This window comes from Nocardia sp. NPDC041819 (assembly GCF_055590505.1).
Map to the genome: position 1 here is coordinate 143,198 of NZ_JBVJAP010000011.1, position 13,075 is coordinate 156,272.

The following is a 13,075-nucleotide window of genomic DNA, read 5'->3' on the forward strand; positions in this document are numbered from 1 at the left end:
GACGGGTACCAAGACAGGAACCGGACAACAGATGCCGATGGCTCGAGGAGCTCGTCATGACCGACCAGCGCCGCCCAGGCACCCGGAATCCGCGGTTCGGACCGGGTGGGCCAGGGCCGTCGCCCCATGCTCGCGGCATTTCCGTCACGAGGAACCACGACGTCATCCGCCGCTGGGCCGAGCAGCGCGGCGCACGGCCCGCGACTGTGCCGGGCAGCGAGTACGACGGACGGCTCGGGGTGCTGCGTTTCGACTTCCCCGGGTACGGCGGAGCGGTGCTGCGCCGGGTGGACTGGGACGAGTGGTTCGCCACCTTCGATGCCCGCAAATTGCGCTTCTGGTATCAAGAGCCGGGCGTCGACCGTCCGCCGAGCAACTTCAACCGGTTGGAGCCGCCGCGATAGCCGGTGGGCCGCTGGCACTGCCGTGAGACCGATCACCGACGAGCCTCAGCGATAGATGGATCCGGAGTATGTGACACACGGCATGCTGTCTCGGTAAGCTTCTCGCTCGGTCCTGCGCGCCGCGTGGGTTGCGGCTCGTTCGATCATTCGATCGAAATCACCTGTAAACAAGAGCTTTTGGCGAACCGATTGGTCCTGTGCGCAATGTGCGCGGCGCGCGGGAGCCGCGCTGCGCGACCGCCCCGCTGCCCGGCGAACCGGGCGGGCGTATAGCGTCGACGGAAGGACGAGGAGGCCCCGCGTCGGTCTGCCGGAGGTTTACCGGCTGGGCACCGGGGTACTCGAAGCCGAGCAAAGGTTGCTCGAAAAGCGGAAGGTCGCGTCGGTATGGGGATGCGGTTGTCCGCATCGTGACGCGCTTCCGCATGTCTGCAAGGGATAGGGTCTTGAGCGCAAACCTGATGATCGTGGAAGACGACGACCGGGTCCGTGGTGCGTTGCGGCTCGCTATGGAAGATGAAGGGTACGACGTCGACGAGGCGGAGGAAGCCGAGGACGCGCTCACTCATCTGCGCAGCAATGGGGTTCCCGATGTGATGATCGTCGATCTGATGCTCGGCGGCATGGACGGCTTCGAATGTATCCGCGAGATCCGCCGCGACCATGACGTCCCGATCATCGTGGTCAGCGCTCGCGACGACACCCACGACGTGGTGGCCGCGCTGGAGGCGGGCGCCGACGATTTCGTCACCAAGCCGTTCGAGATCAAGGAGATCACCGCCCGCATGCGCGCGGTGCGCCGCCGGTCCCGGCTTTCCGCCGAACGGGAGACCCCCCAGGAGATGGTGCTCGAGGCCGACGACACGGCTCCGCTCGTCCTCGCTCAGGACAGCGGTGTGGTGCGCCGCGGCGACGAGGAGATCCGGCTCACGCTCACCGAGTTCCGCCTGCTGTGTGAGCTGGCCGAATCACCGGGCCGGGTGCTCAGCCGCACGGTGCTGCTCGAGCGCGTGTGGGACCGCGGATTCTTCGGTGACGAGCGCATCGTCGACGTGCACATGCGCCGGTTGCGCACGAAGATCGAACGGGATCCGTCCGATCCACGCATCGTGGTGACGGTGCGCGGGCTCGGCTACCGCCTCGATGTGCGGCGCTGAGCGCTGTCTCGACGCCGAACGCTGGAATCCGAACGCTTGGAGCCTGCGCGCCCGGGTGACCGCCGTCTTCGCGACGATCGCCGCGCTGATGTCGCTGGTACTGGTCGTCTCGGTGTTCGTGATCAGCCGCGGCTATCTGGAAGCGCAGCGACCGCACGCGGGCAGCGAATCGCCGGGAGACCTCAACGCCGATCTCGATCTGCTGCGCAACGTGCTGATCGGCTGCGCCGTGGTGGTGACTCTGATCGGCGCGGCAGTCGGCTGGTGGGCGAGCAGGCGAGTGCTGACCCCGCTGCACCAGCTCGCGGGCACCGCCGCGCGAATCGCCTCCGGCGACCTCGACCAGCGGTTGCCCGCCACCGATGACCAGGACCTGGCGATCACCGTCGAGGCGTTCAACACCATGGTGGACTCGCTGCAACGGCGCATCGAACGGGAGCACCGGCTCTTCGGTGATGTCAGCCACGAGCTGCGTACGCCGCTGACCACCTTGATGGCCGGCGTCGACGTGCTCAACCGGCATCGCGGCGATCTGCCGGAACGTTCGCAGCGGGCGCTCGGCCTGGTCACCGCCGAAGTCGAGCATCTGCGCAAGCTGCTGGACGATCTGCTCGCCCTGGCGCGGGTGGAAGCGAGGATGCACCACGGCGACGCCGAGCCTCTGTCGGTGCGCGACCTGCTGGTCCACACCCTGGCCGATCGCCGCTACCCGGGCGAGCTGCTCACGGTGCGCCAAGACGTCACCGTGCGCGGCCGCAAGGTGGAGCTGGAGCGGGCAGTGGCCAACCTGCTGCACAACGCCGACCGGCACGGCGGCGGTGTGGTCGCGGTCACCGTCGACCGCGACGGCACCGAAGCCGTGCTCACCGTCGACGACGCGGGCCCCGGAGTACCGCCGGTGGATCGCAACCGGATATTCGAACGCTTCGCGACCGCGCGCAGCGGCCGCCGCTCGCCCGACGGGACGGGCATCGGCCTGGCGCTGGTCGCCGAAACGGTCGCCACGCACGGCGGCCGGGTGCAGTGCACCGATCGCCCTGGCGGGGGCGCGCGATTCGTCGTGCGGTTGCCCCGGCTCGGCGACATCCAACCGTAATACGACCGTAAAGAAGTCGACTGGTTCACCTCAAAGTCGCTTCGTAAGCCTGGATAAGTACGGCTGATCGACGAGGGAGTTGTATGTCAGTGCCAACCCTGTCCCCAGCGGAGATCGAACGATCGCGCGTCGGCAACGCCGCTGCCGCCCTCGGGGCCACCCCGTCTCGCAAGGACACCGGACCCGCCGTGGTCCTGCGCACGCCTCGCCTGAGCGACGGCGCTCCGATGTGGCGCATCGCGAAGGATTCCGCGGTGCTGGACCTCAATTCGAGCTACGCGTACCTGATGTGGTGCCGCGATTTCGCCGGAACCTCGGTGGTCGCCGAACTGGACGGCCGCGTCGTCGGCTACGTGATCGGATTCGTCCGCCCGCAGGCGCCCGACACCGTCTTCGTCTGGCAGATCGCGGTGGACCGCTCGCAGCGCGGACGCGGGATCGGCGCCGAGCTGCTCCACACGTTGCTCAACAGTGTTGCTGCGCAAGGCGTCTCGGTGCTCGAGACGACCATCTCACCGGACAACGCGGGTTCCATCGCCCTGTTCACGTCGGTGGCGGCGGCCCGGGGCGCGGATCTGACCAAGCGCCCCCTGTTCGACGCGGGCGTCTTCCCCGACAGCCATGCACCCGAAGACCTGTATCACATCGCCCCGACCGCCCGCACCACCGAGGAGGATCACCGATGATCAACGCCGACACCACCGTTTTCGAAAGCCTGGAGTCGAACGTGCGCGGTTATTGCCGTGCCTGGCCCACCGTGTTCACCACGGCGAAGGGCAGCTGGCTGCGCGACGAGGAAGGCAAGGAGTACCTGGACTTCTTCGCGGGCGCAGGCGCACTGAACTACGGCCACAACAACGACGTGCTCAAGCGCTCGCTGCTGGACTACATCGCGAGCGACGGCATCACCCACGGCCTGGACATGTCGACCGCGGCCAAGCGTGAGCTTCTGGAGACGTTGCGCGACACTCTGTTCACCCCGCGCGGCCTCGACTACAAGGTCCAGTTCCCCGGCCCCACCGGCGCCAACGCGGTCGAGGCCGCGCTCAAACTGGCGCGCAAGGTGACCGGTCGCGAGACCATCGTCAGCTTCACCAACGCATTCCACGGCATGACCCTCGGCGCGCTGTCGGTGACCGGCAACGCCGCCAAGCGCGCGGGCGCCGGTGTGCCGTTGGTGCACGCCGCGCACATGCCCTACGACGGCTACTTCGACGGCACGACCGCCGACTTCCAGTGGATGGAGAAGGTGCTCGACGACACGTCGTCCGGCTTCGACCGCCCGGCCGCCGTGATCGTGGAGACGGTGCAGGGCGAAGGTGGCGTCAACGTCGCCCGCGCGGAGTGGCTGCGGCACCTCGCAGGCCTGTGCGGGGAGCGGGAGATCCTGCTGATCGTCGACGACGTGCAGATGGGCTGCGGCCGCACCGGGCCGTTCTTCTCCTTCGAGATCGCGGGCATCACGCCCGATATCGTCACGCTGTCGAAGTCGATCGGCGGCTACGGCCTGCCGATGGCGCTGGTGCTGTTCAAGCCGGAACTCGACGAGTGGTCGCCGGGTGAGCACAACGGAACGTTCCGCGGCAACAACCCCGCGTTCGTCACCGCGACGACCGCCCTGCGCCACTACTGGTCCGACGACGCCCTCCAGAAGGCGACCGAGGTCAAGGGCGAGAAGATCGCGCGCACCCTCGGTGAACTCGCCGGATACTTCCCCGGTGTCTCGACCCGTGGCCGCGGATTGGTGCAAGGCGTGGTGTTCGACGATCCCTCGCAGGCGGGCAAGGTGTGCCAGATCGCCTTCGAGCGCGGGCTGCTGGTGGAGACCTCCGGTTCCACCGACGAGGTGGTGAAGCTGCTGCCGCCGCTGACGGTCACCGACCAGGAACTCGACCAGGGTTTGCAGATCCTCACCGGCGCCGTCGAGTCGGTGTGCGGCGGAATGGGGGCGATGGCATGATCGTGCGCAGCACCGCCGAGATCACCGGCACCGAGCGTGACGTGGCGGGCGAGGGCTGGCGCAGCAAGCGCATCGTCCTCGGCGGCGACGGCGTCGGCTTCTCCTTCCACGAGACCACCATTGACGCGGGGACGGTGCACGAGTTCCACTATGTGCATCACGTGGAAGCCGTGTGGCTCGTCGAGGGCGAGGGCACGCTGACCGATCTGGACAACGGCGTCACCTACGAGCTCGCACCCGGCTCGATGTACCTGCTCGACGGACACGAGCGGCACCGCTTGGAAGTGCGCACCACGATGCGGATGATGTGCGTGTTCAATCCGCCGGTCACCGGGCAGGAGGTTCACGACAGCAACGGCGTCTACCCGCTGGTCGCCGCGAACATCGGAGGTTGAGAACACCAATGGTTCTGCAGCACACCGAAACCCGGCCCGAGACGGCTCGCTACGATCGCTACCCGACCCGTCTCGGCACGCCCGCTCCGCACCTGGAGCGCGCCGACCCCGCGGTGTGGGGAGAGATCGAGAGCCCGGAACTCGCCTCGTTCGACGCCGACGGGTTCGCCATCCTGGACCAGCTGCTCACGCCCGACGAAGTGGCCGACTTCAGCGGCGAGATCAGCAGGCTCGCGAACGACCCGGCCCTGCGCGACGACGACCGGGTCATCGTGGAGAAGTCCTCGAACCGGGTGCGCTCGGTCTTCGAGGTGCACGAGCTGAGCGAGGCGATCGCCGAACTGGTGCGTCAGCCGCGCGTGCTCCGGCTCGCCGAGCAGGTGCTGGGTTCTCCGGTGTATGTGCACCAGAGCCGGGTGAACTACATGCCCGGCTTCCGGGGCACCGGGTTCTACTGGCATTCCGATTTCGAGACCTGGCACGCCGAGGACGGCATGCCCGCGCCGCGTGCGGTGAGCCTGTCGATCGCGCTGACCGACAACTACCCGATCAACGGCAGTCTCATGGTGATGCCGGGTTCGCACCACACCTTCGTGCCGTGCCTGGGCAGTACCCCGGCCGAGCACTACCGGGAGTCGTTGCAGGAGCAGGAGATCGGCGTGCCGACGACCGACGACATCACCGCGCTGGCGAACCGCTACGGGATCAGTCAGTTCACCGGCCGGGCGGGCTCGGCGCTGCTGTTCGACTCCAATCTCATGCACGGGTCGTCGAACAACATCACGCCGTTCCCGCGATCGAACATCTTCGTGGTGTTCAACAGCGTGCACAACACGCTGGTCGAACCGTTCGCCGCGCCCGCCCCGCGACCGGGCTACATCGGCAGCCGCGACTTCACGCCGCTGTCGGCCTGAGCCGGAGCAGCCCCGCGCGTGCGGCCCGCCCAACCGCTGGCGAGCCGCACGCGCGGGGCGTTTCGCACGGCAGCCGCCGACCTCGCGCACCTACGGTCAGGCAAGCCGCCGGATCGCTTCCGGACCCAGGTCCGCGATCGTCGGGTACCCGTCCACCGCCATCAGCAGGTCCGCCTCGGCGAGCAGTGAACGCACCACGTGCACGAGGCCGTCGACGCCGCCGAGGGCGAGTCCGTACGGGTAGGGACGGCCGATCCCGACGGCCGTCGCACCGAGCGCCAGCGCTTTGACGATGTCGGCGCCGGTGCGGACGCCGGAGTCGAACAGCACGGGCAGACCGTCGGCCGCCGCGACCACCTCGGGCAGATGCTCGATCGCCGGGATACCGCCGTTGGCTTGCCTGCCGCCGTGGTTCGAGCAGTAGATGCCGTCGACGCCCGCGTCCATGGCTCGCCGCGCGTCGTCGGGATGACAGATGCCCTTCAGCACGAGCGGCAGCGTCGTCAGCGACCGAAGCCATGCCAGGTCATCCCACGTCAACGCGTTGCCGAACAGCGAGATCCAGGTCAGGATGGCGGTCTTCGCGTCTTGCTCGGGTGGGCTGGACAGCAAGCCGCGGAACACCGGATCGCTGAAGTAGTTGGCCAGGCAGTGTCCCCGCAACTGCGGGAAGTTGGATACCGCCAGATCGCGCGGGCGCCAGCCGGGCACCCACGTGTCCAAGGTGACCACGATGGCCTTGAATCCCGCGGCCTCGGCCCGCTGGACCAGGCTCTGCGCGAGGTCCCGGTTGGTGGGGGTATAGAGCTGGAACATTCCGGGAGTGTCACCGAACTCCGCCGCCACCTGTTCCAACGGATCCACGGTGAGGGTGGAGGCGACCATCGGGACGCCGGTGCGCGCCGCGGCCTTCGCGGTGGCGATGTCACCGTGCCCGTCCTGGGCGCACAATCCGATCACTCCGACCGGGGCCAGGAAGACCGGCGTCGGCAGCGTGATCCCGAACAGTTCGATCGAGAGGTCCCGCGTCTTGCTCGCGCGCAGCATGCGGGGGACCAGGCCCAGTTTCTCGAAAGCCGCCACGTTGGCACGCTGGGTGCGTTCATCGCCGGCTCCACCCGCGACATACGACCAGATGCCAGGAGGTAGCGCCGCCTGGGCCTTCGCTTCCAGTTCGGCGTACGTCATCGGGAAATCGGGCAGCACACCTCCGAGGCCTTGGAAGTAGATCTCGTTCTGATAGTCGCCGAAGTTGGTCACGCCGCTCCTGTCCTCGTCTCGATGCATGAATGTATCCGATACGTTCCTGTAGCGAGCCCGGTTCACGCCCGCAGCACCGTGTACAGGATCAGCCAGCGATCGGGGGAGACCAGCCCCACCGGCTGATCCAGCGAGATCCCGGCTGCCCGGCAGGCGCCGCGCACCGCGCGAGCGGGGAACTCCCGCCGCAGCGACGCCGCCACACTGCCGCCGACCCCCGAGAAACCCAGCTCGACCAGTCTGCGGTACTCACCGATTCGCTCGCGCGGCAGCAGCGGAGCCGACCGGGTGCGCAACCGCAGGATGGCGGCATCCACCCGCGGAACCGGATGGAAACTGTGCCTGCCGACGCGCGCGCCCAGGTCGATCGCCGTCGTCGGCCAGTGACCGACGGTGAGCTTGGTCCAGCGCCCGTAGTCACCGGAGTGCTTGCGGGCGAATTCGAGCTGGGTGAGCAGGGTGGCGGAGGTGAGTCCTCGCGCGGCCAGACACCAGCGCACGATGTCGGTCGTGCTGCCGAACGGCACGTTGGCCACCACCGCGAACGGCTCACGCGGCGGGCGCACCGTGCGGAAATCTCGGTGATACAACCGAATTCGCGGATCGTCGGCGTAGCGGCGGCGCAGCAGTGCCGCGTAGCGCGGATCCTTCTCGTATGCCTGCACCCGGCCGCACGCCTTCAGCAAGTGCCTGGTCAGCATGCCGTCGCCGGGTCCGATTTCGAGGACGAGGTCCTCGGCGGTGAGGCCGGAGGCGCGCACGATCAGCCGGGCGGCGCCGGCATCGGTGAGGAAATTCTGCGACAGCAGTTTTCGCGTGTTCGAGGGGACGGCCGCGCTGCCGCGGGCACGCGAAAGGGAACGATGGTGGGACATGGGTGTCCTCCGAACGGAGTGGTCGAATCGGGAAGGTCGATTCGCCCGGACCCATGCCGGGGCACGAAGAACTCGGCGGCCGCTATCGGCCGCCGATGCGGATTCCGCTCGAACGGATCAGGAGATCGGAGCGATACGGTGCGCCGGCAGAGCCCGGGCCTCCGTACGCAGCCGGATGTGATACGCGCCGACCGCGTACGCTCCGTTCACGCCAGGACTGCCACACATGTCCCGCAACGTACGACATCCGCGCTGCCAGGTGCCACTTCTTTTCCCGCGAGATCGCGAGTGGGCGGGCTGGGATTCAGAGGGATGTCGGCTGACCCACCACGTCCGGGTCTTGCAGCTCGGCGGCGAATGTCCGCCAGGACTTGGCCTCCGCGTGTTTGCCGAGCTGGTCGAGCAGATCGGCGAGTTCGGCGATGGCGCGCGGCTCGCGGCGATCGGCGGCGGTGCGCCACCAGGATTCGGCTCCGACCGGATCGCCACGCCGTAGTCGAACCAAGCCGAGTTCGTATGCGGCGCCGGCGTGCCCGGCCTCCGAGGCCTGCGCCCACAATCCGCACGCCTGGTCTTCCTCGCCCCGGCGGTACATCGCTACGCCCAGGTCGTAGAGCGCACCACGATATCCGGGATCGCCGGACTGCGTCGGCTCGCTCGACCGCCGCGGCGCATCGACCGCCGCGGAGTGCTCGGCGAGCCGCGGCAGTCCGTCCGGAGCCGGCGCGGCTTCGGAAAGGATGCCGGGCGCGGCGATCGGCGTACTCGCCGCGGGAGGGGTGCTCGTCACCGGCTGGCCGATCTCCGGGGCAGATGTATTCGCTGCGGGCGGCGTCGTCCGCGACACCGGTTCGCCGGAAGATCTCGATACGCTCGATACGCTCGGTGCGGCATCCGGCTTCGCGGCGCCGGAACCGGCGAGCGCGGTGTCCGCCGCGGGTTTCGGGTGCGTGCCGACTGGCTCGAATGCGCGAAATGGGGCCGCTGCGGTCCCAGGGTCCGCGACCGGCGAGCTGGAATCGCTGTGTGGCCCTTCCGTCGCCGGTCGAGTGGTGGCGGAGCGGGGAGAGGCTTCGGTGGGATGCGGATCTCTCGGCGCGGGCACCGAAGCGGGAGGCGAAATCTCCGCCTGGGACCGGGTGTGCCTGCCGTTGCGGGCGAATGCGTGAAAGGGGTCCGGTGCGCTCCAGGGGTTCGCGACCAGCGGGCTGGATTCGGTGCGCGTCCCGTCGGCCGCGGGGCGAGGGATGGGCGGGAATTCCGGGGCGGGTGGCGTATTGCCGGTTACCGGGCGTGCCGGGTCTGCTGGCGGATGCGTATGCGCGACCGGGGGGCCGAAGGCGCCATACGAGTCCGCCGTGGATCTCTCGGTGCGGGGACGGATGTAAAGACCTTGCGCGGGTACTCCGGCATGCGTCTGCGGATTCTGCGGGACGCCATGGGCTTCGGACCGGCTGTCGCCGGCGCGTGGATCGGGACCACTGTGGGCGGCGTCCGTCACGGATTGTCCGGCGAGCGGGCCCGGCGCCGGATGCGGGTTGTCCGGGCTGCTGGAGCCGGAGGCCGCGGCCGCGGACGGATCGGCGGCAAGCCACTCGGCAGCCGCGGGTTCGAACGCGGCCGCAGTGGCGTCGATCCGCGGAACCGGCATGGTCGGCGCGGTGGGCGGACCCGCCGAAGAAGCGGGAAGCGAGGCGGGCGGGCTCATGCCGATCGAAGCCGTCGCCGGTGTGGCGGTCGCCGACCGCTCTGGCGCGACGGGTGTGGGAGCGGTGGAGACTTCCACCACCAGGTTCGCGAAGTTCGGCGGCCCCTCGCCGATGCTGCACCACAAAACGACGCGACCGTTGGGCTGGTGCTCGACAACGATGCCGTAGTTGCCCGCCCAGGACTTCTGCGTGCCGAATTCGTCCACCCAGACCGGTGTCAGGGTCACCAGGGTCACCGGCGCGGCGGGCGTGACGTCGAAGCTCACACCCGCGGCCAGCGCGTCGCTCCACGCGTCGACGCCGGCGAGGGAACGTCCGTGCAGGTCCAGGTAGCCGTCGACGACCGAGAGCCCCATTCCGAGCCCGCGCAATCCGGCGGGTGGCGCCGCCGAGATCATCGTCAAGGTGACGGTGGTGGGTGCGGGACCCACCTGCTCGGTGTACATCGGGTAGACCATGCTGCCGTGCCAGCGAATCGGGTCCGCGCTCTGGTAGCGCGCGGCCAGCGGCAGCTCTTCGGGCGTATTCCGGGCAGCCCACGACGAATACCGCTCGTTCACTGTCGCGCGCCTGCCTTTCCACCCGATCCCGACCGCCGCCCCCGCGCCGGGCGGCGGGGTATACCGTACTCGCCGCGAACCACGACTGCGTTGCAATCCCTCGGCCGTAGGTAATGCCCCGAGGCTCAACGCTACCGGGGGGTTCGTCTCATTTCCCAATGGTGCGCAACGCGCCGTGGTCAGCAGGTGATCGCGTGGTGAGCTGGGTCGCACAGTGCTGCACTCGGCCACCCGGCAGGTGGGCGGCCGGCTCCGGAGGACCCGCCACTGTGCGTCACGCGTCGGCGAAGCGCTCGATCACATCGGCACCCCGCTTTCCCGGGCGATCGGCCCGCAGCGACCGTCGTCGCCGGAACCGGCGGGGCGGGGTGCGCCATGGAGTGATCGGCTCGCCGGAAGCGCTTCCACGGAACGCCGAACAGTCGACCAAGCGCTTGCTACGCTCGATCGATGATCTCCACGGTGGTCTGGGGGACCGGCAATGTCGGACGGGCGGCCATCCGGGCCGTCGATGCCCATCCCGCGCTGCGTTTGACCGGGGTGCTCGTACACGATCCGGCGAAGATCGGCCGCGACGCGGGCGAACTCGGCGGCCTCGGCCATGTCCTCGGCGTTCCGGCCACCGACGACGTCGGCGGCGTTCTCGACGCGCACCCGGACGCGGTGGTCTACGCGGCCTCCGGCGATATCCGTCCCGACGACGCGCTCACCGATATCCTGCGCGCACTCCGCGCGGGCGCGGTGGTCGTCACTCCGGCGCTCTACGCCCTCTACGATCCGCGCAACGCACCGCCGGAGGTCCGCGACCCGGTGCTGGCCGCGATCGCCGAGGGCGGTGGCTCGCTGTTCGTCTCGGGTATCGACCCCGGTTGGGGCAACGATGTACTGCCCCTGCTGATCAGTGGGCTCGGTAGCACCGTGGAGACGATCCGCTGTCAGGAGATCTTCGACTATTCCACCTACGACCAGCCGGACTCGGTGCGCTACCTGGTCGGCATGGGTCAGCCGATGGATTATCAGCCGCCGATGCTCGCGCCGTCGGTGCCGACCATGGTGTGGGGCGGGCAGATCCGGCTCATGGCACGGGCGCTGGGTGCCGAACTCGACGAGATCCGCGAGACGCTGGACCGGCGTGCCCTGGACGCGACCGTCACCACGACATCCATGGGCGAGTTCGCGGCGGGCACGCAGGGTGCCGTGCGATTCGAAGTCCAGGGCATCGTCGGAGGGCAGCCGCGTCTGATCATCGAGCACGTCACCCGAATCCATCCCTCCTGTGCGCGCGATTGGCCCACACCGGCCGACGGCGGGGCGGGTGCGCACCGGGTGATCATCGAGGGTCACCCGCGCATCGAGGTCACCGTCGAGGCCATCGACGAAGACGGCAACCGCTCCGCGGGCGGGAACGCCACGGCCGTCGGCCGCCTGGTCGGCGCCATCGACTGGCTGATCGCCGCGCGGCCCGGACTCTACGACGCACTGGACGTCCCGCTGCGGCCCGCGGCCGGCAAACTCGGAAGGAAGCACCTATGATCATCGACGTCCCCGAGGGGAAGGATCCGATCGGCTACGTCTGGGGCGAAATGGTTCCCGGCATCGGCGTCGCCGCCTCGAATTTCTCGCTGTCGGTGTACTCGCACAGCACGCTCGGCCTGCGCGAATTCGAGGCCGCGCGGCTGCGCATCGCCCAGATCAACGGGTGTCTGTTCTGCATGGACTGGCGCACCGAACGGGACGGCGCCAAAGTCGAGCCGGAATTCGCCGACGCGGTCACGCAGTGGCGCACCACCGACGCCTTCGACGAACGCACCAGGCTCGCCGCCGAATACGCCGAACGCTACGCCACCGACCACCACAATCTCGACGATGAGTTCTGGAACCGGATGTTCGCCCACTACACCCAGGTGGAAGTGGTGGAACTGAGCATGAGCATCGGCTCATGGCTCGCTTTCGGCCGGCTGAATCGTGTGCTCGGCCTCGATTCGGTCTGCGTGCTGCCCGATCATTCCGCCGGCCGATGAATCGACGCCGGAGAAGCTAAGCCGGGATTCTCGATACCCACGCGGGCTGCCCGTCGACCAAACCCAATTCGAACTCCTCGGGAGCGTCCAGCACGGCGCCGAGTTGACGGAGCGCTCGATCCGCCGAGATCTCCGCCGGAAAGCGGATGTATTCGAGGGTCGCGCCGGATATCCGGGCTCGGAATCGGTACCGGAATTCGACGTGACCCGCGTAGGTCAGCGCGATGCGGCCCTGCCAGTCGATGTCGTGCCTGCCGTCGGGACGCCGGGTGAAGAACACCTCCTGATCGGCGACCGAGTCGTGCCCGAGCAGATAGATGTTGAACGCCAGGCATTCGACGTCGTCGGCGTGCGCGAGGGGCAGTGGATCGACCGTGAGACGTTGCGGCTGTTCGGATCTCAGCAGGAAAGGACGGCCGGGGGCCGCGGCGCGCAGCCCGGTGGCGTCGTCTTCGCCCCAGTACGTGGACGACAGCGTGCAGCTGTGATAGTTCTGCCAGGTGATCGGCGACATCCAGCTCTCGCCGTTGTCCTCGTCGTCAGTGGCGTCGCGTTCGGCGTTGTACGCCGCGGAGCGCAGATGCAGATCGAACCACAGGCTGCCGGCCTGGTCCATGCGGCCGGTCCACGCGAACTCTTCGATCGCGTGCCCTTCCGGCCACGGATTTCCCGGGAACACAATTCTCCCGGCGGGCGAGAAACGCACCAGGTCGGTCCTTTCCAT

13 protein-coding genes are annotated in these 13,075 nt (G+C 68.6%); 9 read left to right on the plus strand and 4 right to left on the minus strand.

Features of this window, described 5'->3' with window-relative positions:
* Positions 1-56: 56 nt before the first annotated feature.
* The 7 genes from ACZ6DL_RS27340 (at position 57) to thpD (ending at position 5,926) form a co-directional block, all read left to right on the plus strand.
* Positions 57-404, plus strand: coding sequence for a hypothetical protein (locus tag ACZ6DL_RS27340; protein WP_466055346.1), 348 nt, complete (start codon positions 57-59; stop codon positions 402-404).
* Between the two features lie 446 nt (positions 405-850).
* A complete protein-coding gene (locus ACZ6DL_RS27345) occupies positions 851-1,561 on the plus strand; it encodes a response regulator transcription factor (RefSeq protein ID WP_040866806.1) in 711 nt (236 codons plus the stop codon).
* Positions 1,548-2,657, plus strand: a complete 1,110-nt coding sequence (locus tag ACZ6DL_RS27350; protein ID WP_466055348.1) for an ATP-binding protein — start codon at positions 1,548-1,550, stop codon at positions 2,655-2,657. The genes ACZ6DL_RS27345 and ACZ6DL_RS27350 overlap by 14 nt, the downstream gene beginning before the upstream one ends.
* 83 nt (positions 2,658-2,740) lie before the next feature.
* Positions 2,741-3,343, plus strand: coding sequence for a diaminobutyrate acetyltransferase (gene ectA / locus ACZ6DL_RS27355; protein ID WP_083863500.1), 603 nt, complete (start codon positions 2,741-2,743; stop codon positions 3,341-3,343).
* Positions 3,340-4,617 (plus strand): diaminobutyrate--2-oxoglutarate transaminase, encoded by a 1,278-nt coding sequence (ectB, locus tag ACZ6DL_RS27360; protein ID WP_357030831.1) that lies wholly within the window; start codon positions 3,340-3,342, stop codon positions 4,615-4,617. Before ectA ends, ectB begins: the two co-directional genes overlap by 4 nt.
* Entirely contained in the window at positions 4,614-5,012 is a 399-nt protein-coding gene (locus tag ACZ6DL_RS27365) for an ectoine synthase (RefSeq protein ID WP_040866808.1), read from the plus strand. The genes ectB and ACZ6DL_RS27365 overlap by 4 nt, the downstream gene beginning before the upstream one ends.
* 8 nt (positions 5,013-5,020) lie before the next feature.
* On the plus strand, positions 5,021-5,926 hold the full coding sequence (gene thpD / locus ACZ6DL_RS27370) for an ectoine hydroxylase (protein ID WP_466055350.1): 906 nt from the start codon (positions 5,021-5,023) through the stop codon (positions 5,924-5,926).
* A 96-nt stretch (positions 5,927-6,022) separates the two neighbouring features.
* On the opposite strand, the gene ACZ6DL_RS27375 is transcribed toward thpD, so the two are convergent.
* The 3 genes from ACZ6DL_RS27375 to ACZ6DL_RS27385 all read right to left on the minus strand — a co-directional run bounded on the left by ACZ6DL_RS27375 (position 6,023) and on the right by ACZ6DL_RS27385 (position 10,330).
* Positions 6,023-7,186 (minus strand): lactate 2-monooxygenase, encoded by a 1,164-nt coding sequence (locus tag ACZ6DL_RS27375; protein ID WP_466055352.1) that lies wholly within the window; start codon positions 7,184-7,186, stop codon positions 6,023-6,025.
* Positions 7,187-7,248: 62 nt separating this feature from the next.
* Positions 7,249-8,061 (minus strand): 23S ribosomal RNA methyltransferase Erm, encoded by an 813-nt coding sequence (gene erm, locus ACZ6DL_RS27380; RefSeq protein ID WP_466055353.1) that lies wholly within the window; start codon positions 8,059-8,061, stop codon positions 7,249-7,251.
* A 304-nt stretch (positions 8,062-8,365) separates the two neighbouring features.
* Positions 8,366-10,330: a tetratricopeptide repeat protein gene (locus tag ACZ6DL_RS27385; RefSeq protein WP_466055355.1), complete on the minus strand. Its 1,965-nt coding sequence runs from the start codon at positions 10,328-10,330 to the stop codon at positions 8,366-8,368.
* 450 nt (positions 10,331-10,780) lie between these two features.
* Here ACZ6DL_RS27385 and ACZ6DL_RS27390 point away from each other — a divergent pair, with 450 nt between their 5' ends.
* The gene (locus ACZ6DL_RS27390; RefSeq protein ID WP_466055357.1) at positions 10,781-11,863 is read left to right on the plus strand and encodes an NAD(P)H-dependent amine dehydrogenase family protein; all 1,083 of its coding nucleotides are present in this window, start codon (positions 10,781-10,783) and stop codon (positions 11,861-11,863) included.
* Positions 11,860-12,351, plus strand: coding sequence for a carboxymuconolactone decarboxylase family protein (locus tag ACZ6DL_RS27395; protein WP_466055359.1), 492 nt, complete (start codon positions 11,860-11,862; stop codon positions 12,349-12,351). Before ACZ6DL_RS27390 ends, ACZ6DL_RS27395 begins: the two co-directional genes overlap by 4 nt.
* 16 nt (positions 12,352-12,367) lie before the next feature.
* Here ACZ6DL_RS27395 and ACZ6DL_RS27400 read toward each other — a convergent pair whose 3' ends face one another.
* On the minus strand, positions 12,368-13,075 hold the full coding sequence (locus ACZ6DL_RS27400) for a hypothetical protein (protein WP_051175207.1): 708 nt from the start codon (positions 13,073-13,075) through the stop codon (positions 12,368-12,370).